At 54.4% G+C, this 20,818-nt stretch carries 15 protein-coding genes; 7 read left to right on the forward strand and 8 right to left on the reverse strand.

Annotated elements, in window-relative coordinates; translation table 11 throughout:
- Positions 1-10: 10 nt before the first annotated feature.
- Entirely contained in the window at positions 11-2,746 is a 2,736-nt protein-coding gene (locus tag BMY44_RS15710; protein ID WP_165611865.1) for a G8 domain-containing protein, read from the reverse strand.
- Between the two features lie 557 nt (positions 2,747-3,303).
- Here BMY44_RS15710 and BMY44_RS15715 point away from each other — a divergent pair.
- From BMY44_RS15715 to BMY44_RS15740, 6 genes are all read left to right on the forward strand, one after another.
- Positions 3,304-4,080, forward strand: a complete 777-nt coding sequence (locus BMY44_RS15715; protein ID WP_089996852.1) for a WecB/TagA/CpsF family glycosyltransferase — start codon at positions 3,304-3,306, stop codon at positions 4,078-4,080.
- On the forward strand, positions 4,077-5,588 hold the full coding sequence (locus BMY44_RS15720; RefSeq protein WP_089996853.1) for a hypothetical protein: 1,512 nt from the start codon (positions 4,077-4,079) through the stop codon (positions 5,586-5,588). The genes BMY44_RS15715 and BMY44_RS15720 overlap by 4 nt, the downstream gene beginning before the upstream one ends.
- Positions 5,585-6,589, forward strand: a complete 1,005-nt coding sequence (locus BMY44_RS15725) for a glycosyltransferase (RefSeq protein WP_089996854.1) — start codon at positions 5,585-5,587, stop codon at positions 6,587-6,589. Before BMY44_RS15720 ends, BMY44_RS15725 begins: the two co-directional genes overlap by 4 nt.
- 138 nt (positions 6,590-6,727) lie before the next feature.
- Entirely contained in the window at positions 6,728-6,982 is a 255-nt protein-coding gene (locus BMY44_RS18525) for a spike base protein, RCAP_Rcc01079 family (protein ID WP_089996855.1), read from the forward strand.
- 125 nt (positions 6,983-7,107) lie between these two features.
- Entirely contained in the window at positions 7,108-8,694 is a 1,587-nt protein-coding gene (locus tag BMY44_RS15735) for a hypothetical protein (protein ID WP_089996856.1), read from the forward strand.
- Positions 8,694-12,074 carry a G8 domain-containing protein gene (locus BMY44_RS15740; protein ID WP_089996857.1) on the forward strand — a complete coding sequence of 1,127 codons (3,381 nt, stop codon included), beginning with the start codon at positions 8,694-8,696 and terminating at the stop codon, positions 12,072-12,074. Before BMY44_RS15735 ends, BMY44_RS15740 begins: the two co-directional genes overlap by 1 nt.
- Positions 12,075-12,154: 80 nt before the next feature.
- Here the strand turns inward: BMY44_RS15740 and BMY44_RS15745 are convergent, their stop codons facing one another.
- The 3 genes from BMY44_RS15745 to BMY44_RS18530 form a co-directional block, all read right to left on the reverse strand.
- Positions 12,155-13,366: a glycosyltransferase family 4 protein gene (locus tag BMY44_RS15745; RefSeq protein ID WP_131801624.1), complete on the reverse strand. Its 1,212-nt coding sequence runs from the start codon at positions 13,364-13,366 to the stop codon at positions 12,155-12,157.
- Positions 13,367-13,490: 124 nt separating this feature from the next.
- Positions 13,491-14,369, reverse strand: a complete 879-nt coding sequence (locus tag BMY44_RS15750) for a 2OG-Fe(II) oxygenase (protein ID WP_089997204.1) — start codon at positions 14,367-14,369, stop codon at positions 13,491-13,493.
- A 226-nt stretch (positions 14,370-14,595) separates the two neighbouring features.
- Positions 14,596-14,871 (reverse strand): sulfotransferase family protein, encoded by a 276-nt coding sequence (locus tag BMY44_RS18530; protein WP_423219761.1) that lies wholly within the window; start codon positions 14,869-14,871, stop codon positions 14,596-14,598.
- Positions 14,872-15,642: 771 nt separating this feature from the next.
- On the opposite strand from BMY44_RS18530, the gene BMY44_RS15765 reads away from it, so the two are divergent.
- Entirely contained in the window at positions 15,643-16,638 is a 996-nt protein-coding gene (locus BMY44_RS15765; RefSeq protein WP_089996861.1) for a glycosyltransferase family 2 protein, read from the forward strand.
- A 3-nt stretch (positions 16,639-16,641) separates the two neighbouring features.
- On the opposite strand, the gene BMY44_RS15770 is transcribed toward BMY44_RS15765, so the two are convergent.
- The 4 genes from BMY44_RS15770 to BMY44_RS15785 are packed head-to-tail and all read right to left on the reverse strand — an operon-like array spanning position 16,642 to position 20,777.
- On the reverse strand, positions 16,642-17,886 hold the full coding sequence (locus BMY44_RS15770) for a glycosyltransferase family 4 protein (RefSeq protein ID WP_089996862.1): 1,245 nt from the start codon (positions 17,884-17,886) through the stop codon (positions 16,642-16,644).
- The gene (locus BMY44_RS15775) at positions 17,883-18,809 is read right to left on the reverse strand and encodes an NAD-dependent epimerase/dehydratase family protein (protein ID WP_165611866.1); all 927 of its coding nucleotides are present in this window, start codon (positions 18,807-18,809) and stop codon (positions 17,883-17,885) included. The genes BMY44_RS15770 and BMY44_RS15775 overlap by 4 nt, the downstream gene beginning before the upstream one ends.
- Entirely contained in the window at positions 18,806-19,954 is a 1,149-nt protein-coding gene (locus BMY44_RS15780; protein WP_242650582.1) for a Gfo/Idh/MocA family protein, read from the reverse strand. The genes BMY44_RS15775 and BMY44_RS15780 overlap by 4 nt, the downstream gene beginning before the upstream one ends.
- Positions 19,944-20,777 carry a glycosyltransferase gene (locus BMY44_RS15785; protein WP_089996864.1) on the reverse strand — a complete coding sequence of 278 codons (834 nt, stop codon included), beginning with the start codon at positions 20,775-20,777 and terminating at the stop codon, positions 19,944-19,946. Before BMY44_RS15785 ends, BMY44_RS15780 begins: the two co-directional genes overlap by 11 nt.
- Between the last annotated feature and the right edge of the window lie 41 nt (positions 20,778-20,818).

A 20,818-nucleotide genomic window follows, 5' to 3' on the forward strand; every position in this document is an offset into this window, starting at 1 on the left:
GTCGAACAGCCTAGTGTAGTTCCATATGATCCATTTCGGCATCGTCCATTTCGGCATGCTGAGAGAAATCGTCGGAAATAACAGGCTGGCCTTCCACGAGGGTTGCCCAAAGCTGAGCAGCATCAAAAGTCGGATCATCCGGTCCGCCAAGGTCTGCCTCTCCGTTGTGTTCTACATTGCGGAACCACCAGTTCCCGTCTTCTCCAAGTCCAGAGCCTTCCTGAACGAATACAGGGTGCTTTTCGACATAGATGTCACCTGACAAACGATCGGAAAAGTAAATGTCCACAACAAAATACTGCTCGCCGTCGCTGGTTGTGAAATATCCCTGTTCTTCAAGGATATTGAGAACATCGCGGGGTGACAATTTAAACTCGTTCGGGCCATCCACAAAATCTGCTTCGCCCAGGCTATCGGACTTTACCCCTGTCAAATAAACAGGATTGCCACCTGCTGCGGTGTGGCTGTAGGTGAGCCTGTCGTCGAGTTCGATGTCCGGTGTCAACATTGGTAGATCATCGGAACTGATGATCGTATCAAGTTCGGGGTCGTAGTTCCGATAGTCTGTCTCGTTATCAATTAACGTCGCATCAATAACAGTGAAATTTGTCATTTCTTTTGGGAGTGGCTCGAGCAGCGTTTTTTCCAGATCGATTCCAAATTTGAAACCTTCGATCGTTGGATTGATAATCGTCAGATCGATCGTGTTGTTGCCGACGTCGATTCCGGCCCCTGGACCGCCCAGCATCTCGGAGAAATCGCGCGAGACCAGATCGAAGTCTTTCAGAATATAATGGCCGGTATAGGCAAGATCTGCACCCGTTTTCACATTCCATGCGGTGAAGTCGTCCATCACTGTGCTGATCGCGTGATCCTGTGTGAACCATCCCTTTAAAACATAGACCCCGGCTTTGGATGCAAATGCTTCGTTGCCGTGAAATCCGAGTATGGGATGCGTGTCTGGTCTAACTGCATCATCATAGTGAAATGCAGCCTCAAGATCAGTGACGGATGCGTCATATGTCAGCATTGAGTCGTCAGCGAGAAAGCCCCGGTGGAAATAGACAAATCCATTGTGAACGCTTGCAGCAACGTTGTCAGTTGATTCTATCATCCGGCCCTGGAACCAGAAACCATCACCGCTGCGCCCCATATCGAAGTCTTCGAGATTGGATGGACTTGCATTGATGCCTTTGGGATCTTGCCAGCTCATCCCTTTGGAAAAGATTGCGATGTTGTCAGACCATACGCCAGTTTCGTTCCCGCTTTCGGCGACATAACCTGCGCCAAACGTGTTGAAGCTGGCATTGTTATCGAGGATCGCGTGACTATCGTGGTGTACGTAACCCCATCCGGGCGAGCCGAACACGGCATTCCCTTCCAGAATCGCTGGCTGATCTTCGCTTTCAACACCTGCGCGGTGAATATGCAGAGAATAGCGACCTTTGACATTGCTGTCAGAGAGCACTTCGTCAAGGTCGCCAACATCGGACGCATCCGTTGATTTATCTGTCCGGCCAAGTTCGTGGAACTCGGCATAGCGCACTTCGACATCATCGTTATGCATGAACATGACATGTCCGCGCTCTGAAACCTCGGCAAAGTCTGCGTCTTCTGTCTCGAATGAGACGTTGCGAGTGTAGTTGGCTACAGAAGTCTTCAGATCAGCGCGCGGGGTGTCGTGATCGAACTCCAACGGTTCATCAAAATGGATGGTATTGCCATCAATGGAGCTGATGACGCGAACTTCATCCTGTGAAGGAATGTAGCCCACGGCGGGTTGCCAATCGTAATAGCCTTCGTAGGTGGTGCCAGCGATGACGATTGTATCGCCAACGGCCCAACCTGTCGGCGCTTCTGCAAAGGTCACGGACTTATCGCCAGCCATCGGATCTTCGATGACCTTTTCATGTGAGTCCTTTTCCGTCCCGTGGATGCTGACTTCGCCATGTGCGATTAAGCCGCGGCTGAGCAGCATTGGATCCCAGTCGACATTGATCGCGCCGTTGTTGGCGAAGATGATGTCGATATTCACGTCGGCGTCGACAGGGTTATCTTCTGTTCCCATCACTAGCTTACTGGTCGGCGAGGCGACAAATGTATCTACGACCAGCTTGCTGTCGGTGTCGGTTGCGAATTCAAGCTCACCGTCGACACGCAGCGTGAATATGCGCGCGTCGCTCTCAAAATCATAGTGGACGTGGACGCCTTCGGGGATTAGAACGCGGGAACCGTCACCAGGGATATTGCCCTGATACCACGTGTCGGGATCGTCCCAGTCACCATCCCGGACGGCGATGTGAGTCGCTTCGTCGCGCGGGACCAAGTCCAATGCAGCCAAATGCTCTTTGGCCATGCCGGAGTGGTCGCCATGCGCGTGCGCTTCGGGCGCAGACCGAACTGCTTGTACGAAGGCTTCGATCTCCTCGGGGGTGTCCCCAGACAAGGTGACTGACGGATGATCATGATCTTCTTCAACAGGGTCATCGTGGTCGGGCTTTGGATTGTTTTTGCCATGCCCTTGACCCTTGTCATCAGGTTTGCCCGGTTTGTGGGGTTCGTCGTCTTCACTTTCTGGTTCGTTACCTTGATCAGGTTGAAGTGATTTCTTTCCGTGAACTGCTTTGGAACTCTTTATACCATTGTCTTGTGCAGCAGCGGTGGAGGCTGATTTGAAGTTTGTTTCGGTTCCGAAGATCCAGGAAACCGCGCCAAACATCATGCCGAGCAGAACTGACAGGCCCATTATTCGATCCAATCCATCAATATGTGCCCGTGCAAAACCCGAAAAGCGAGTGCCCCCGTCGCTTTTAAGGCTGATTTGCACAGACCGATTCATGTGGCGCGCCCACGGTTGCAGACGCTGTTCGCGCTCATACTTCATTAACTAACAAGCAAAAAAATGCGGAAATCGTGATGAAAGTAAGGCACGCAGACTTAAGCAAACAACTCGTGAATTCGCGCTGAGGCTGGTCATGGATTCGTTTCTCAAACGCAACCCGACAGGCGCGAATTATCCAGAATCACACAAATCTTAGTGGATTCTTGCCGATCCATCCGCGAGATGTTGCGCACATCGCAGCAGCCACAATCCAATGGCGGTTCACCGTTTTGCAAATTGCGCGGAATCCCGCACATGCGTATGATGACTGCCACTTCACAAAAACTGCACATTTCGTGCGAACAAAAAGTCGATCTTCACGATACACCACCACTCTAGTCAATTTGTCACTGACACCCATAACCGGTTTAAGTTAATGAAGCCTTGGCAACAGGGCGTGTACTGTCGAAAGGTAAGACATCATGATGGTCTGGAGCCAGAGTGAGCATGGAGACATTAAGGTCACGACCTCTAATCAGGCCAGTCTGCTAGCTGATCTGGTGGCCCGCTTTGATGCGGGTGTAGGTTTCTCCGTTGCCACGCTGAACCTTGATCACGTGGTAAAGCTGCGGCGTGACGCCGCTTTTCGGCAAGCGTATTCACAACACACCCATGTGACGGCGGATGGCAATCCGATTGTCTGGCTATCGCGACTGGCGGGACAGGACGTGTCCTTGATCCCGGGTTCAGAATTAATCACCCCTCTTGCCGCTTTGGCCGCAACCCATGGTGTGCCGGTAGCTCTGTACGGGTCTGATGAATGCTCGCTTTCGCAGGCCGCTGCGGCATTGAGACAGGAACACCCAACTCTTGAGGTCGCATTCTGCAAATCGCCTGATATGGGTTTCGATCCGGATGGTCCGATTGCGACGGCCGATATGAAAGATCTGAACGCGTCAGGTGCAGGGCTTTGTTTTATCGCACTTGGTGCACCCAAGCAGGAACGGTTGGCCGCCCGCGCACAAAAGCTGCATCCCCATATCGGGTTTGTTTCAATCGGCGCAGGCCTGAATTTCATCAGCGGATCTGAAAAGAGGGCACCAAGATGGGTGCAAGCGATTGCGGCTGAATGGCTGTGGCGCATGATGTCCAACCCAGAACGCCTTGCCGGGCGTTATGCCGCCTGCATTCTGGCTTTGCCGCGTCTGACGGTCCGTGCAATTTCTGCAAGGTTCAGCACAAAGAGCATCTTGCCATGATAGGTTGGATCGCTCTTTCGGTTTGGCCTGTTATCGGGATCATTCTGTTCAACAAGTTAAAATTGCCGGCGGCCATTTGTAGCACAATTTTTGGGGGGTTTCTTCTGTTGCCTGAGAGGATTGGCTTGGACCTTCCTGTTCTGCCAACGCTCGATAAGCATTCAATCCCAGTTGTGACAGCATTGATAATGACGTCCATTGTCCTGCTAAGGCCAAGACAATGGACGCACACGAACCCTGGCTGGGTTCCTCGAAGTATAGTGGTCCTTGCATTCATTGTGCTGCTTTTCATCGGCACCTTCGGCACAGTACTAACCAACCAAGACCCGCTAGTATACGGTTCGCGATACCTCTCGGGGATGAAGCTTTACGACGGCTTTTCATTTTCTCTAAGTATAGTTATTACCCTCATTCCGCTAATCATCGCACGAAAAGCACTTGCGAGTCCGCAAGCGCAAAGAACCTTGCTTATAGCACTTGCAGTTTCAGCCCTCGCGTATAGTGCGCCGGCTCTCTGGGAGATACGCATGTCCCCCCAGTTGCACAGGCAGATTTATGGATTTTTTCAGCATTCGTTTAACCAACAGATCCGTGCTGGTGGCTTTCGGTCGATGGTGTTCCTCAGTCACGGCCTGACGTTATCGATGTTCTTTTGCCTCGCCATTCTAGCTTCAGCGGCGTTAGCACGGACGAGCGGTCCGGCCAAACGGATCAGGTGGTGGGCGTTGGTTGGGTTCTTAACTGTTGTCTTGATCCTAAACAAAACCCTAGGTGCTTTGGCCATTACGCTTCTGGTTCTACCGCTCATGATCTTACTGCGCGCCCGCGCTCAATTGCTTGTCGCGGCCTGCATCGCGGGCATTGTCATGACATACCCGTTACTCCGCGCTGCAAACGTTATACCTGTGGACCGCGTGGTCGCGCTCGCCGAGAGTATTGATCCCGCCCGCGCCAGTTCGCTCAGTTTCAGATTGAGAAACGAAGATATCCTGCTGGAAAAGGCGCGTGAACGACCGTTCTTTGGTTGGGGGGGATGGAGCAGGAACCGAGTATACAATGATGCAGGTCGTGATCTTTCTGTTACCGATGGAGTATGGGTCATTCACTTCGGAGTCGGGGGCTGGTTCCGATACATTGGCTTCTTTGGCTTGCTCTGCTGGCCGATCATCGCCCTGTTCATTTCGAAAAGGGACCGACTTGATCCGTATTCTGCTGCTCTTGCCCTAATACTGGCAGCTAAGCTTCTCGATATGATTCCAAATGCGGGGAGTGATCCTTATGTTTGGTTGATTGTTGGATCGCTGATTGGTCGGTTAGAACTTGCGTCCTTAAAAACCGGAACATCAAAGCAGGATCCGGACGTAGCGCCAAATTCAAAACCGCAATACCGGCGCAAATTGACCGAACCGCCAGAGGGCGAGCCAGACAGTTCTGCTGAAACGCCAGTGACGCGCGACATTAGCTATACGCGGGCCAAGACAATACGACATCGGCGCACATCCTCATGAAACTGACTTCACCTTCCGGCGAGTGGATTGCCGTTGTTGTGGTCAATTATGGGACTGCTGAACTTACGATCACAGCCACCAATTCAGTGTTGGAACGTGCGCGTGATGGCAGGGAGGTCAGGGTTATCGTCGTCGATAATGCCTCCCCGCACGATGATGCTGCCACGTTGACGGCGGCTCATCAAAACTGGAACTGGCAGGACCGCGTCAGCCTCTGTCTGGAGACCGAAAACCACGGGTTCGGGCGCGGCAACAACGTAGCCTTACGCGCGCTTCAAAACTTGGAAACGCCGCCGTCGAAGGTTCTTCTGCTCAATCCGGATGCGTCGCTCCACAATAACGCGATTGATATGCTTGCAAATACATTGGATGCACATCCGTCGGCTGCTGCCGCGGGTGCGGCGGTTTTACGAGAGGATCTAACTCCGACCACGTCCGCGTTCCGTTTTCCATGCTGGCGCAGCGAATTGGCACGTATCCTGTCCTTTGGTCCCATAGACCGCATGCTGTCAAACCACTTGGTTGCGATGCCAAAAGATACCCCCGGCGGGCTTGTCGATTGGGTAAGCGGTGCGGCGGTCATGTTTGACTTCTCGGCGATGTCAGATGTCAATTTTTTCGATCCAATTTTCTTCTTATATTATGAAGAAGTCGACCTCATGCGACGTCTGGGGACGGCCGGCCGATCCATCATCTTTGTGCCAGAGGCGCAGGTTCTGCATGCTGAAGGTACTGCGACAGGCCAGTTTGCATCAGCGCAGGACCGTCAGCGTGATCCCTGGTATCTCTATGAATCATGGGCGCATTATTTTGAGCGTGCTTACGGGCGGCCGAAGGCTGCGATGATAGCGCTTTCATTGTGGCCGATGGCGGTGCTTCACATTGTGCATCGGCGGTGTCGAGGCAAGCAGCCAACACTGCCCAAAAGTTTCTTCAGAGATCACTTTACGCACGTTCTGCGACCACTTTTTCTTGGACCGCACGCGTACCGCCAAACATAGCCGAAACCCAGAAATTTTGAGCTTGAACGGCACACGCAACGCCTGCGCGCGATAGCTTTGCGACTTCGCAAGAGGTTTATCCAAGAATGCCCTCGATTGTTCCTGCGCCACTCAGCGCATAACTGACGAGGCTCCCATATGGATGAATTTTCGACCCACAGTCCCGGTTTGACTACGCCTGCAACACGGCATTACCTAATTGTTCCCGATGACAACGCAGACCTCGCGATCAGACCCCGGGTTATCTATTGCCAGGTCGCCGGTGACATCGTGGTGCAAGATATACACGGGACCGTCCTGACCTATAGCCTTCTAGCGGGTGACCAACTTAGCTTGCGCGGCGTGCGTGTTTTGAGCACCGGCACAAGTGGCACATTCTATGGTTGGTCCTGATGAGCAGGGCAGGCTTTAACGGTATCGGTTTTAAAAGAAGATACCGAAGAGCAACTTTGTCTTCGCAGTTTACAGTTAGCCTGCAGGGCTTGACAAACGGTGTTGCAGAAGAGGGCACCACCTTAATGCTAAGCACCAACGCCGGTGCTGTTGACAGTATCCGCTGGCAGATGACGTCGCCCTCGGGTGGATGGTCTGACGTCGCCGGTGCAACCGGCCTCAGTGAACTCGTCGATCTGGCGAATGGGCGTCATGACGACGGTGCGATGATTCGTGTCGGACTGACATCAACTGGCGTCGAAGTTTTTTCTGACGCCGCACCGCTTGCCTATGCGCCGCCTATCGTGCTTGTGCCAAATGATGATCTTAGCTTTGTCCTGGCGTCTGGACGGCATCAGGTCGATGCCACCGTGTACTTTGACGGTGTTAATTTGACCTTTGAAACTGATGAAATGCAGGGCGTAAGTGTCGACCCATCGACTGGTCTGATCAGCTTCGATACTGATCAGTTCGCGCTGCAGGCCGACACAAGCTTGCTGGTCACCGCCCGCAATTCTGGCGGGTTTGCCAACATGACCCTTAATCTGACGATCGTGGCGGCGACCGCATTTACATTGACTGCGATCGACAGCGAACCGGTGATTGCGGACGCAGACGGGGCGCTGAGCATTCAGATCGAAAGCGGAGTTTTTGCTGGAACGTACAACTCGCGTGTCACGGACGGGGTTTCCCTGACAACGGATATGGTAGAGACAGCCGCGACGCCACTTGTCTTGCCTGCAATCAATGGTGTGACAGACATTGGCAGTACACTGACATGCGTTGCCGGACTATGGCTCTATGCTGGCACGAAACCCGACGCTCCAAGTTATCAGTGGTTTCGCGACGATCTCCCGATTGCGGGTGCGACGGGATCAATGCACGTCATCGGTGCCGCGGATCAGGACACAGTTCTGACTGTCCGGGAAAGTTTCGGCGAAGTGACGATCGAAAGCGGGCCAGTTTCCGTTCCACCTGGCGCGGCATTCACTCCATCTGATCTGGCTTCCTATAGGGATGACTTTGATGCAGGGGCCCTTGGTGCCTTCAACTTGGTCGGCCAGAAGATCGGCGCGTGGGAGAACCAAGGCCCCGGGTCGAACAGGTTTTCAATGGCCAACGACGCAGCGCGCCCCAAAGTCCTGACTTCCGCGCAAAACGCCATGGATGTTGTTAGATTTGACCAGGGCGATTATTTTCAGGACGTTGACAGTCCTGACTTTGGCGACACCGGGACATTGATGATCGTGTTCCGGGCAATCACGGTGAGCAGCCCGTTTTCAAGTCTTTTTGCGCACACGGGCGGCGCGCGTTCTTTCCAGATCGACAGCGGAGACACGACGGGCGGTGAGTTCTTTGGCCGGGTCAACAGCACCGCGCACCGTGTCCTGATAAATCCGGTTTCGACGCAGAACGACTGGACGATTTTTGCATACCGCTTTGACAGCATGTCAGGTGTCGCGAGCCTGTGGGTGGATGGCGCAAAGGTCGATGAAACACTTGATTATTCGACCTACGGCACGCCAACACGTCTGAGCGTCGCTGCAAGTCGCAACCTTTCCGCCACGCTCAATCACGACGCTGCGCAGCTATGGCGCTTTGACGACGCGCTTACTGACACCGAACTTTTGCAGCTCTTTACCTACGCTCAGACCCGTTGGGGGATTTCTTAATGACACAGATCAGGCTCCAAGGCCCTACGACCGGGTCAAACCTTGGCACCGTTTCCGTCACGGTCGATACCAGAACGGCCAGTGTCGATATCCCGGCTTTCAGTGCCGCAGCACCGATGCACTTACCTCTGATTGCAGGTCCGCAGGCCGATGGAGATACAGCGGTACTGGACACATCGCGGCTGAACAACCTGACCTCGATCCAATGGCGCGTGCGAGGTGGTGAAAACCTTGGCACGGCGACAACCCAAGATCTGTCTGGCCTTGGTGGGTCCTGGGTCGAGGCGGAGACTGTCAGCGACGAGGGGACTTTGGTTTCGCCACCGCTTCTGGTTCATGCGCTGATGATGACGGCGAACCATAATCGCGACGATGCAGCTGCCGTAGCTTTGGCGTCACACAATAAAATGACCCGTGTGGCCGCACAGGATGGCAATTGGTCTGATACCCAAACGTGGGTTGCCGGATCGGTTCCGCAACACGGCGACAGCGTGCTTATCCCACATGGCGTTGAAGTGAACTATGACGTGGACGCACCGAACCTCTTGATCCGCCGCTTGCGCGTTGATGGGACGTTCCGGCTTGCCACGGACGCGAATACGCACATGTATGTGCGCGATATTATCGTCGACAGGATGGGTTTGCTTGCACTCGGAAACAGCGCAACCGACCGTATCAACTCAAGCAATAAGGCTATTCTCACTTTTGACGGCAAGTCACTACTCGATATTGTCGAAGACCCAACACTGTTAAGCCGGGGTATTGTTTCGCTTGGTGCTGTCGATGTCTTCGGTGCGGAAATGTTGAACCACAGCCTTGCGACAGAGGGTGTTCCGCAAGGAGCGACGAGCCTCACGCTTGAGAAAGCTCCGGTGGGCTGGGACGTCGGAACGAAGATCATTGTCGGCGGAACTGCAATTCAGGACAACTTCACGATCGGCGAGGGACTGCCGCAGGTCGTCAAGGACGAAATTGTTACGATCACCGGCATATCTGGAAATGCGATTTCCTTTACGCCTGCGCTTGCCAACCCGCACAACGACCAGAACGACCGCAAGCCCTACAACAAAGACGTGCGCCCAATGGTCCAGCTTCGTGCAGAAAGTCGAAACTTGATCCTCCAAGCGGAAAGTCTGTCACCTGTTACGCAGCGCCCCCATGTCATGATTATGCACATGCACAGTCGTCAGAATGTCCACGACGTTGGCTTGATTGGTCTTGGTCGTACCATCAAAGGTGCCTCACGGTTGGGCGTCCTCAATGACGATGGCGCGTTCAAAACCTACCAATTCAATTCGTCCACAAACAAGACCGAGATGGTTGAAGTTCCTTTGACGAATGACGCCAACATGCGCGGACGCTATCCTTGGCACTCGCACGTTGTGGGGTGGAACCACTCGCGGGCGGGAAGGCCTATTCCGCAGGTCGTCAACATGACGGTCGATGACAGCCCCGGCTGGGGTATTGTTCACCACGACTGTGAAATGACAATCAGAGGTTCGTCTACGTTTCGTGTCTATGGTTGCGGTATCGTATCAGAACAAGGCGGCGAAACCGGCGTCTGGGACGACCTGTCTGCGATGCAAGCGACGGCTGTGAACCTTGAGAGAGCGAATTGGCTCCAAAGCACACCCAAGGGCCACCACGCGCAGTGGCACGGCATCGGGGGTGATCATTTCAATGACGGATACGGGTTCGGCTATCGCAGCCGCGCAATCAAGGTGACGCGCTGCGTTGCAACGTCCTGTTCGTGGGGCCATGTGTTCTGGCATCGCAGCCTGAATGCAGGTAACTCGCAGGGTCTATTTGATCTGACACATCTGCCGCGCAACACTCTCGACCTTCAAGAAGTCGGTCTAATGAACACGTCTTCCAATAATGGCGTTGGGAATTTCAGTGCAATTGACTACCCTATCGTTCACTTTGCCGACTGCATGTCGATCGGCTGTATGACTGGCATGTACGTCGCCAAGGATGATCCAAGGCAAAACCACGATTTTAGCGTGATCTGGAAGAACCCAACCGCCTTCGGAAGCCGGTTTACCGGAATTTATCTGGAGTACGTCAGCACTTACATATTAGTCGATCCTTACGTGATTGATGGTGTTAATATTGGCAGCGGTATCCGCGTCGAGAATAACACCGCGCAGATTGCCGTCATACGACCGCGCACCGAAGGATGTTTCTTCCATGGTTTGTCCTTTAAAGGCAGCGCCGTCGGTTATAACGCTGACGATTTCAATGTGCCAGACAACCCTCGCTTCTGGGTTATTGGCCGGGACGCGAATGACCGGCTGACAGATGTTGGCTATTCGGGCGGTCAATCCAAGACCCTGAATCAGGTAGCGGTGATCGAGGACGATTGGGACGCAACCTATCTCGATTACAAACTCGACCCGTCAGAGACCTTTCCCGACATCGTCGGCACTTGGGCGCGGCAGTCTGCCAATACGACAATCACAAAGCGGCCAGACAATACAGATGGCTTAAAGTTCGGCAACCACCCAGTTGGCCTACCCATCTCTGACAAAGCCTATGGTGATTCGCCGTTTCCTAGATCTAACTTTGGCAGCAAGCTGAAAGCATATGCTGAAAACTATGGCTACAATCAGTATCAAGGCAGTGATGTTGTTGTGCAGCGCGAAATCATTTCCGATGTTCCGACAGGCCGCCCTGCGAAGTTTACCGCGCTTTGGCAGGCTGACAGTCCCATAACTTCCGGGATAGATAATGGACCGATAACACTTTCCTCGGCAATTGTCGCAGGGGACATCGAGGTGACGGTCGAACCTGGCGGGTCAGTTACGTTTGACGCAATTGCGGGTGCGACCGGCGGCACAGGCACTTTCGAGATTGACCCCGGCGACTTCACGGCACCTGATTATGGTGCATTAGACATCAACTATAGCACAGGTGAGGTGACGTACACGCCACGTGAGGGTGTCTCAAATCAGTCAGACTTTGGGTACCTATTCATACGCTCGCAGCGCGAGACCGGCGTGACAGGCACCGAGACGCGGACCTATGCGACACGTCGGATTTCCGTTGTCATAACGAGCAATGCAACGCTTGCTGCTCCTGCTCGCGGGACGGACTTCACCCTGCAGTCAAACACGGGGAACACGACCTTCGCAGTTAATATGATGAAACTTCCGCAATCTGGCGGGCGACGCATTCTTACAACGCAATACTCGACGGATGGCGGCACGAACTGGCGGCGTCTGTGTAATGGGTGGCCGCGGACCGCTGTGTCTGTCGCGCTTGAAAGCGATGGATCTGTCCTGACGGCTGGAAGCCTAAATGTGCGACTCCGCTACCTGACGGATCACGAATACGGCTTTTCCCCTCAGACACCGGACTTACCTGTGGTTGTCGGCTAGCCAGTCACAATGGTCGCCGGACAAAGCGACGTTGGGGTTATGGCCCACTGCACTGCCACGTAGGCAACTATAAAGGTACCCTACCTACCAAGACTCACGACAAAATCTAAAGTCTTCTGAGCCACGACTGCCGGATCAAACCGTGATCGGAGCAGATGTTGTGCCGCAGTCGCCATCGTTTGCGTCATGGATGGACTTGCGCACAGCTTGGCCAATGCGATTGCCATTGCAGCGGGATCATCAGGCGGAACAAGAAATGCCGTTTCACCATCCCGTAGCACTTCTGCGGGTCCACCGACTTTCGTGCTGACGATGGCCTGACCAGCGCCCATCGCTTCAAGCAGTGTGTAATTTAGGTTCTCATATCGAGAGGCGATGACAGCAATCCCATGGGTCCGTCGCAACTGTGCAATTGTATCACGATCACAGGCACCCTTGTAGTCAATCCGCTGCCGCACCGCGTCTGGCAAGTCGCCAAGCGCGGTTTCAATGGAGACGATAGTTCCCTCAGGCGTGCGCAGACCGCTATTGGGGCCGACGAAAGTCAAACGCGCATTGCGGTTCGCCTCTGCCAACTCGGCGAAAGCATTCAGAACGACGCCACCGCCTTTGTGGTTGTCAAATCGTCCGACAAAAAGGATGCGCTCAGCGGTCTCCCGATTGATCGACACCAGTTCATTTGAAGAACGCAGCGTGTTTGGCAAAACTATACGCGGGACGTTGTGCACAGCAGCAGTCTGTTCGACTGCATCCAGAACATTTTGCGATGGCGACACCAACCCTGCTGCTAATTCAAATGCCCGTTTCTCTCGCAACTCACGCAGCTTGTCCTCTTTGTTGGTGGGTCTGGCTTCGATATGCTTTTGGACAACGAACGGGCCATGTAGCGCGACAATCACCGGAATTGAAAGATGTGTCTGGGTGTATTGGGACCAACCATGGGTCTCCTCCATCATCAAGGCGTCGATGCCATAGTTCGCCACAGCATTGGATGCCGAAGCGCCGATCGCATCACCCAAAATGCGATAAGGCACATCACGGTCACCAAGCTTTGCGCGCAGACGGTCCAACACTCCCCAAGCCAGGGAGGGTATCTTGATGACAGGAATATCATCCGGACAAGGCCCATCAACATTGTCTGTCAAAATGACCGGTGCGGCACCGATCTCTTTCAGGCCCATAGCAAGGTAATAGACCGAGGTCGCAATCCCGTTTGGCGTGTTCTGTCCAGGCCAACCCGGCGTCAACAACCCCAGCCGAGGGCGCTTGGTCGTTTCCGCTTTCTCCAACACCCCAGAGTCCCTTACCGTGTAGCTTTCTCCGAGCAAGTCAGATGAAGCACCTCAATTTCAAAAGCTGATAGCCCATCCTTGCGCGGACGTTTGCGGTTCTAGTCGAATGCAACAATCAGCGACATCAAACCAGCTTCAGCTTGCGCAAGACTTTCTCACCCGTGCCATGTAATACTGGCGGAGTGTATTTTCGCATGATCCGCAAGCGGTCCTGACCTTTTGTTTCCTTATCCCCGGTTCCAGGACGTACACGGAACAAGGTCGAATGCGCCACTTTGCTGTCGCTCCAGGTTGCCGTGTAATAATAAAGCGCGATAGAGATGCGCGGCTGGCCGTCAGGATGGTTGATCGGGTCCGGGTTGCCATGCATGCTCGTCGATGAAGTACTGAAACAGCACATCCGGTTCATGATAGGGGGAAAGCTTGCGATCTTCTTACCCATGTCATCGGTCCATATCTCGAACGAACCACCATACTCTTCTTTCCAGTCCGGATTGAGATAGATAAGTACGTTCAAGCGCCGTTCCAGATTCATCTGTTTGTGATGATTGAAATCTGCATGAATCCCGAGATAGCCACCATTGCTGGTGCGATGAATGCCACCCCCTTTGAAGTAGGGATCGGGGATCAACCCGTCGATACCCGTCATCTCTTCAAGGAACCGGATGAATGAGTGTGAGTTCAGAGCGTTGAAAACAAGACGCGAATACGCCGGAAGGATGTCGGGGTTGTAAGATGCTTTGAGATGTTCTTGCGCGCTGGAATGCTCAGGCGGCTTCGCATCAATCTGCATCGCCTCTTCGCGGACTTTCTCGGCGATTGCCAGTGGCAAAAAATCGTCGATCCCGATATAATGATAGGGCTTACCCGATTGGTATTGTTGAGAATAACGCTTGCCGATAGTGGCGGCCTGATCTGGCGAGATGTAAAGCGATTCAAGATCAAGTGCATAGACCGCCTCGGTTTTGTCGGTCGCCGCAAGGGCTGTTGATGCTTGATTCATCTGGTTGCCATTCATCCAATAAATTAAATCATGATGTCGCGAGAACCCTAGCGAAACGACCCGATCATAAAAAGACTAAACTTCAGCGGATGTCATTGCGCTATCAAACAACGGTGACAATCTACTTGCATCCGCTGGATTGTTGCCACCGCAAGTGTGCCACTTCGGCTACGGCGTGCAAAGCTTCAACTTGCAAGCCGATGGCTTTCAGCGACACGACAGTTTTTCAGGTCCCCGATACCCCATCGAAGCCATAGCCGAAGTAGGCGATATCACGGGCATAGGCTTTCGCTACCACCTCGATCATTTGCGGCGTGTAAGCGTCACGATAGTCAGTTTTCCGCAGCGTGCTTGCATTTCGATGCTCCAATTTAACATCCCTGCCAAGACGCTTTGCGATCAGATCGAAATCTTCGTTCAGCCGTTCAAAGCGACCCACGAAATCGACGCCAATACCGCGTCCGGGAAGCCGCAGAAACAGGTGTTGCTCCTTCAGGTGAATGACCGCATTGAGATCGCTTTCAGCGGCATAAACGAGACAGGTGTTTTGACTGACGGAGGGATCGTCATCTAGCTTGCGAACTCAGCAGAACGCTCTGGCCTAACAATCTTATAGAACTGCTCTGCTGGTCCACCAGGCACAATACTACCCAGCGTCTGAAATGCCGAAAACTCGTGGTGTTCGTCTTCTCCCTACTGGGACTCTCGGTGAGCATTTAAGCGATAATTGCGAATGCTTCTAATGGGAGAGTTGAGACTTCGCATTGGCCGACGGTGTGAAGGTCGTCGAGCACTTGGCTCTCAACTATGTCAAGTGTCTTCAACGTTTGATTCGATATAACTTGGATGACAACTGGGGCAAGCGTAACTAGAAGCACCAAGATCTGCAACTTCCGCTCGGCCAAATTTCGACACTATGGGGAACTATGAGCGTTCTTTGGAAGGTCCAGCCATTATTGCGTCTGACCAATCCTTCTTTCACGCAGCCAAAGGATCTTGATGACTGTCGTATCGCAAGGGTCACATTGCGCAGTTTGGTCCCGTGCTGGGCTTGCTTTGCATCTTTGGCTTGGTAAGCCTAGCGCGATTGTTCGGAAAGCAGATTTGAAATGCAGATAGACTCCGACCCGGATGACGGCCTGTGCATATCGCCCGCAAAGGACGGTAAGGCGCGCGGATATTGGGTGCTGGGCCCTTGTGTAAAGTCAGCTTACTGCTCTGTTCAGGAGCTTTACTGGCAAGATTGGGCTCAGAACCGGTTTGGTCCGGTCGGATGACGAACGCCATAGAACATGCGATTGGTGTTGTGATTATCGGGCGCAACGAAGGTGCGCGTCTGGTGCGATGTCTTGCGTCGGTCACCGGGTTTGCAGGCCGCGTGATTTATGTGGATAGCGGATCAACGGATGGGTCTGTTGCTGAGGCGGCAGCGGCAGGTGCCGAGGTTGTTGTTCTTGATATGTCCCGCCCCTTTACAGCTGCCCGGGCACGCAATGCGGGATTGGCCGCACTAGGTGTGCACGAAGGGCTAGGCACAGCATCTGACGACGCGCCGGAGTACATCCAGTTCATCGATGGTGATTGCGAGATGGATGCAAATTGGCTGGAACAGGGTCTGAATTTCCTAGATTCGCGGCACGACGTGGCTGTTGTCAGCGGACGGTTACGCGAACGGCATCCGGACGCGTCAATCTACAACGCGCTGTGCGATGAAGAATGGGACGCGCCGGTCGGAGAAACCCACTATTGCGGGGGCATCGCCTTGATGCGAAAACGTGCGTTGACGCAGACCGGGCTGTTCGACTCGCGCATGATCGCGGGGGAAGAGCCTGAACTGTGTCTGCGATTGCAGGATGACGGCTGGAAGATTTGGCGCTTACCTGACGAGATGGCGCTTCACGATGCGGCGATGATGCGTTTTGACCAGTTCTGGGCGCGGATGCGGCGCGGTGGATTTGCCTATGCGCTTTGGACGGATATGCATGGTCGCGGGCGCAACGGATTGGGGGCGCGTATGATGCTTCGGTCTTTGTTCTGGGGCGCTGTGCTTCCGATTTCTGTCCTTCTCGCCGCTGTCATTGTCAGCCCGTGGGCCTTTGCGCTTTTGCTGATCTATCCGCTGCATATGTTACAACTGGTACGGCGGGGTCATCGCCCGGGTACGGCGATGTTGCTGGTAGTCGGAAAGTTCGCTGAAGCCAAAGGCGTAGTGGATTTCTACCTCAGCAAGTGGCGTGGTAAACCTGTTGGTCTGATCGAACACAAATAGCCTTTAATCAAGGTTGGGCCGCAAGGTGTCAGGCAGCGTGCCTTCCAGACTTGTCTGGATAAGCATCGATAACCACGCTGCTTCTGTTCGAGAGTCGAAATCCGCGACCACCTTTGCCCGCCCGGCCTTCCCCATACGGGCGCAAAGTGCGGAATCGCGCAGCAGGTCATCAATTCTCCGCGTCAGTGTGTTCAGATCGCCAGGCGGGCAGATGAAACCTGACACGCCGTTTTCGACCAGTTCGCTGATGCCGCCGACTTGCGTCGTTACAACAGGGAGACTGGCTGCCATGGCTTCCATCAGCACGACGGGCACGCCTTCTGCAAAACTGGGCAACACGAGCATGTCGGTTTCGGACAGGATATCGGCGACCGCATCCTGAGACTGATATCCCATGAAACGGACCGATTGCCCCAATGTCAGAGCCTGTTTCTCGAGATCATTTCGGGCCGGACCATCCCCAACAACCACAAGTTCAAGCTCCGGATGAATTTTGTGGAGACGTGTAACCGCGTCGAGAAGTAGTGGCACGCCCTTGACCCCATCAAGCCTGCCGACAAACAAGAGGCGCTTGCCGTAGCTGCGCTCAACAGGCACGTCGTATTTTGATGGGTCGATTCCACAATGCACGATCTTGAGCTTGTCCCAATGCGCTACATCGGAAAACAGCATGCCCTGAGACCGGCAAAAGTGACTGATACATGCGACGAAGCTCGCACGGGCGATCTTTTCGTCGATCCGCCAGTGCAAGGGTTCAAAGAAAATACCCGGCCCGTGCATGGTGACGCTGTATGGGATTCCACTGATCTGTGCGGACAACATGGCGACGGTGCAGCTGCTGTCGGCGAAATGGTTGTGCAAATGCTGCACGCCGGATGCGCGCAGGTGCTGCGCAAGCACACCGGCTTCGAGAAAGTAAAAGAATTGCCAAAGCCCTGCTTTGATCCCCGCCGGTTTGGTGCGCCATGCCAATGCCAACGCCCCTACCCACCGTTTTGGGTTTCTGACTAGCGCCGCGGCATGGGCGCGGATGAGAGTTAGGGGATTCTTGCAGGCATTCATCACCTGAAATGTCGCTGCAAATTCGGCCTGCTGTTCGGGGCCGACATGATGGGCCGCTTCGGTCGCGCGAATCGTATTTGTCATCACGTCATGCCCATGGGCACGCAGCGCTGCGACTTCGCGCTGGATAAAAGTATCTGTTGCGCGGGGATACTGGCCGGTCAGATAGGCGATGGGTCCGGTCATTGGCTATCCTGTTCGGCCTGTTTTGCACGGGCGATCTGGTCTTTGAAGGGTACTTGTGTCGTTTGTTCTAGCAGCCGCGCAGCATGTGTCGTGTCATAAACAAGCGGTCGGAACCGTGCCTGCCAGGCCGGTCCGCGCCCTGTGATGGAACCCAAGAGATGCACAAGCTTGGCTGGCACTGGCACGATCTTGAGCCCAAGGGCTGCAATCCAGTCCGCGCATGTTGGCGGGTTTGATTCGATCAGGTTGACGGTCGCTGCGCCATTGGCACTTATTGCGGCGCGTAGAATTGCTTGCGCCGCGCGATCCACCGAAATAGCGGGCATCTTGGTACGTGGGCCGGGGCAGAACACGCGTCCGGACCTTGCAAAGCCAAGTTGCGCCGACCAGAGCCTATGTGGGCCGAATATTGCGCCAGGACGGATGATTTGGTACGGTCCATCGTACTGCGCGATCAGACGCTCTTGCGCTGCTTTCGCTGCTGCATAGACGTCGCGCTGGCTCGCATCCGTCACCATAGGCGAGTCCTCGGTCAGAACCTCGTGATCGGTCATTCTGGCCACGTCATAGACCGACAGCGAACTGATCAGAACGAGACGAGGCTTGGAGGTCATATTCGTCATCGCTGCCAGCAAGTTTTCCGTCGCTTTGAGCGTATCGCGCGCATGTGCTTCTGCGGTTCCTGAAAAACTGGCGGCTGCGTGGATAACGACATCGATCCCTTCAAGCGCACTTTGGAGGTGTTCCACGGCATCAGGCGCGCCTAGATCGAATTTGGCAGTTTGGACGTGGCTATCCTGTTGGGCCACACTTGAACCAGTGGACCGCGTCAGGGCAACAATCCCGTGCCCCTCTGCTTTTGCCGCCTGCAAAAGAGCTTGTCCAAGAAAACCCGATGCGCCGGTGATCATGATCCGCGTCATTTTAGCGCCTTTGCCCATGGCATAGGTGGGACAGAAGCGAAATCCGTGGTCATAATTTGCGCACCCTTTGTTTTGCCGGAATTTTGAATCGCCAGTGTGACTTCGGTCAGGTGGAGTGCAAAATCGGCCCCCATCCGGCTAGGGCGACCACTGGCAATTGCTTCGAGCACTTCTGCGGGGCCGAGGGCGAAATTCATTGACGCGGCACCGGTGCGTTTCACCTTGGGATGGGTCGGCTGGCGCAGCTTCAGCCGCTTCGTAAGCGGCCATTCAATCAGGCGCCTGCGGATTTTCTTGCGTACGCGTTTGCGCACCGTTGCGCTGTTGTCCCAGCATTCGTGCACTTCCAGCGTGCCATCAGTGCCAAATACGCGCATTCCATGATCATGTTTAGCAAGAATCGAACACGTAAGCCGTGCAACGACATTGTTATCAAAATAAAGCACTGCGACAGAGAAATCAGGAGCGCCGTTTGCCCCGTTCAGTTTCGTCGTGTCCAGTTCGGCAGAGCCAGCGACGACGTGTCTAACCGGCCCAAAACACATCATCAGCCAGGTCAGATAGTACCCAGCATGTTCAAGCGTGCAGCCAACCTCGAATTCGTCCATGGCAGGCCAAGGGGCCCCCGACGCACTGATCCAGCCTTCGTAGGGAGCTTGACTGATATAGCCGTCATCCAGTTCGGCATAAACTAGTTGCGGTGTCCCGATCTGGCCATCCCTCAGGGCCGCCCAAAGCGTCTGTGCTGTCTCGCTCAGATAGCTGCAGGGCGCGGAAGCCAAGCGGACGCCCTTGGTCTTTGACAGGTCATGCAGATTACGGGCATCGTTCAGCGTCATCGCCAATGGCTTTTCACTGTAAACGTTCCGGCCAGCTTCAATGCAGGCCCGCGACACATCATAGTGCGCCGACGGATTGGTCAGGTTCAAGATCAGATCTTGATCGGTGCAACGATCTAGCAGATCGTCAAGGCCTGTGGCTGCGGACACGTTCCAGTGCTTAGTGAAAGCCCGGAGCCGGTCAGCATCGATGTCCCAGACAGTCTTAATCTTGATATCGGGGTAAACCGCCAAAGAAGTCATGTAGAGGTCGGCAACAAAGCCGGTACCGATGATCGCTACGTATTTTACTGATCTATCGGCCACGTACCCAGTCCTTGGTTGGACGTTTCGTTTTTACTGCCAGAGCGACAGCGGCGTAAACTGAAAAAGCCAGCGGTGTGCCGAGGGCAAGCTTTGCGATCTGTGGTTTGGTCAGTTGTTGTGCACCTTCGTTGTCGACGAGATCAGGATACAATGCTCGAACCTCTGCAACGCCTGCGTCCTGCCGCCGACGGACTTTCACAAGCCCCGCGAACCCCTCAATCATGGGCCAGTGAAAACGCGCGGGCACTTCGACACGCTCGGACGGGGCAAAGCAGAGCCGCACGAACGTGTCATCCGATATGATGTCGGGAAAGGCACCCCAGCGTGCGCGTCCGGCTGCATTCGTGGCGAAAAGTCCGGCACCGACGGCACCGCTTTGATAAAAGGGAAGGCGCTGCCAAAGGCGTCCGTAAGCCCGTGTGACCCAGCTTTGCGCAGGCGCAATGGTCAAACGCCCAGTCGCGTAGCAGGGTTCATCGGTTTGAAGAGCGGCGATCAGTTGCCCAATCAGATCGGGTTCACATATCACGTCCGCGTCAAGATAGATCCGGATCCCCGGTTCAAGCTTTGCTTCAGCGCTGTTCAGTGCCCCAATCTTGCCCGGTGCCTTCAGATCCAGAACCAGCAGTTCCGCCTGACGGGCCATGAATGCTTCTGTTCTGGCGCGCGCGATCTGGATAGTGTCGTCTGTGCAGGCATTGGCCGCCACAATGACCCGCATTTTCCCGGCAGACCCATCTTGTTGCAAAAGAGCGCACAAGCATGCGTCAATGTAGTCAGCCTCGTCGTGGGCGGGGATGATGATCGTACTGCTAGGCTGCATCTTACTAAGTGGGTGATCCCCGTATTTGCCGCTGTCTAGCA

This window comes from Cognatiyoonia koreensis (assembly GCF_900109295.1).
Taxonomy (GTDB): Bacteria; Pseudomonadota; Alphaproteobacteria; order Rhodobacterales; family Rhodobacteraceae; genus Cognatiyoonia; species Cognatiyoonia koreensis.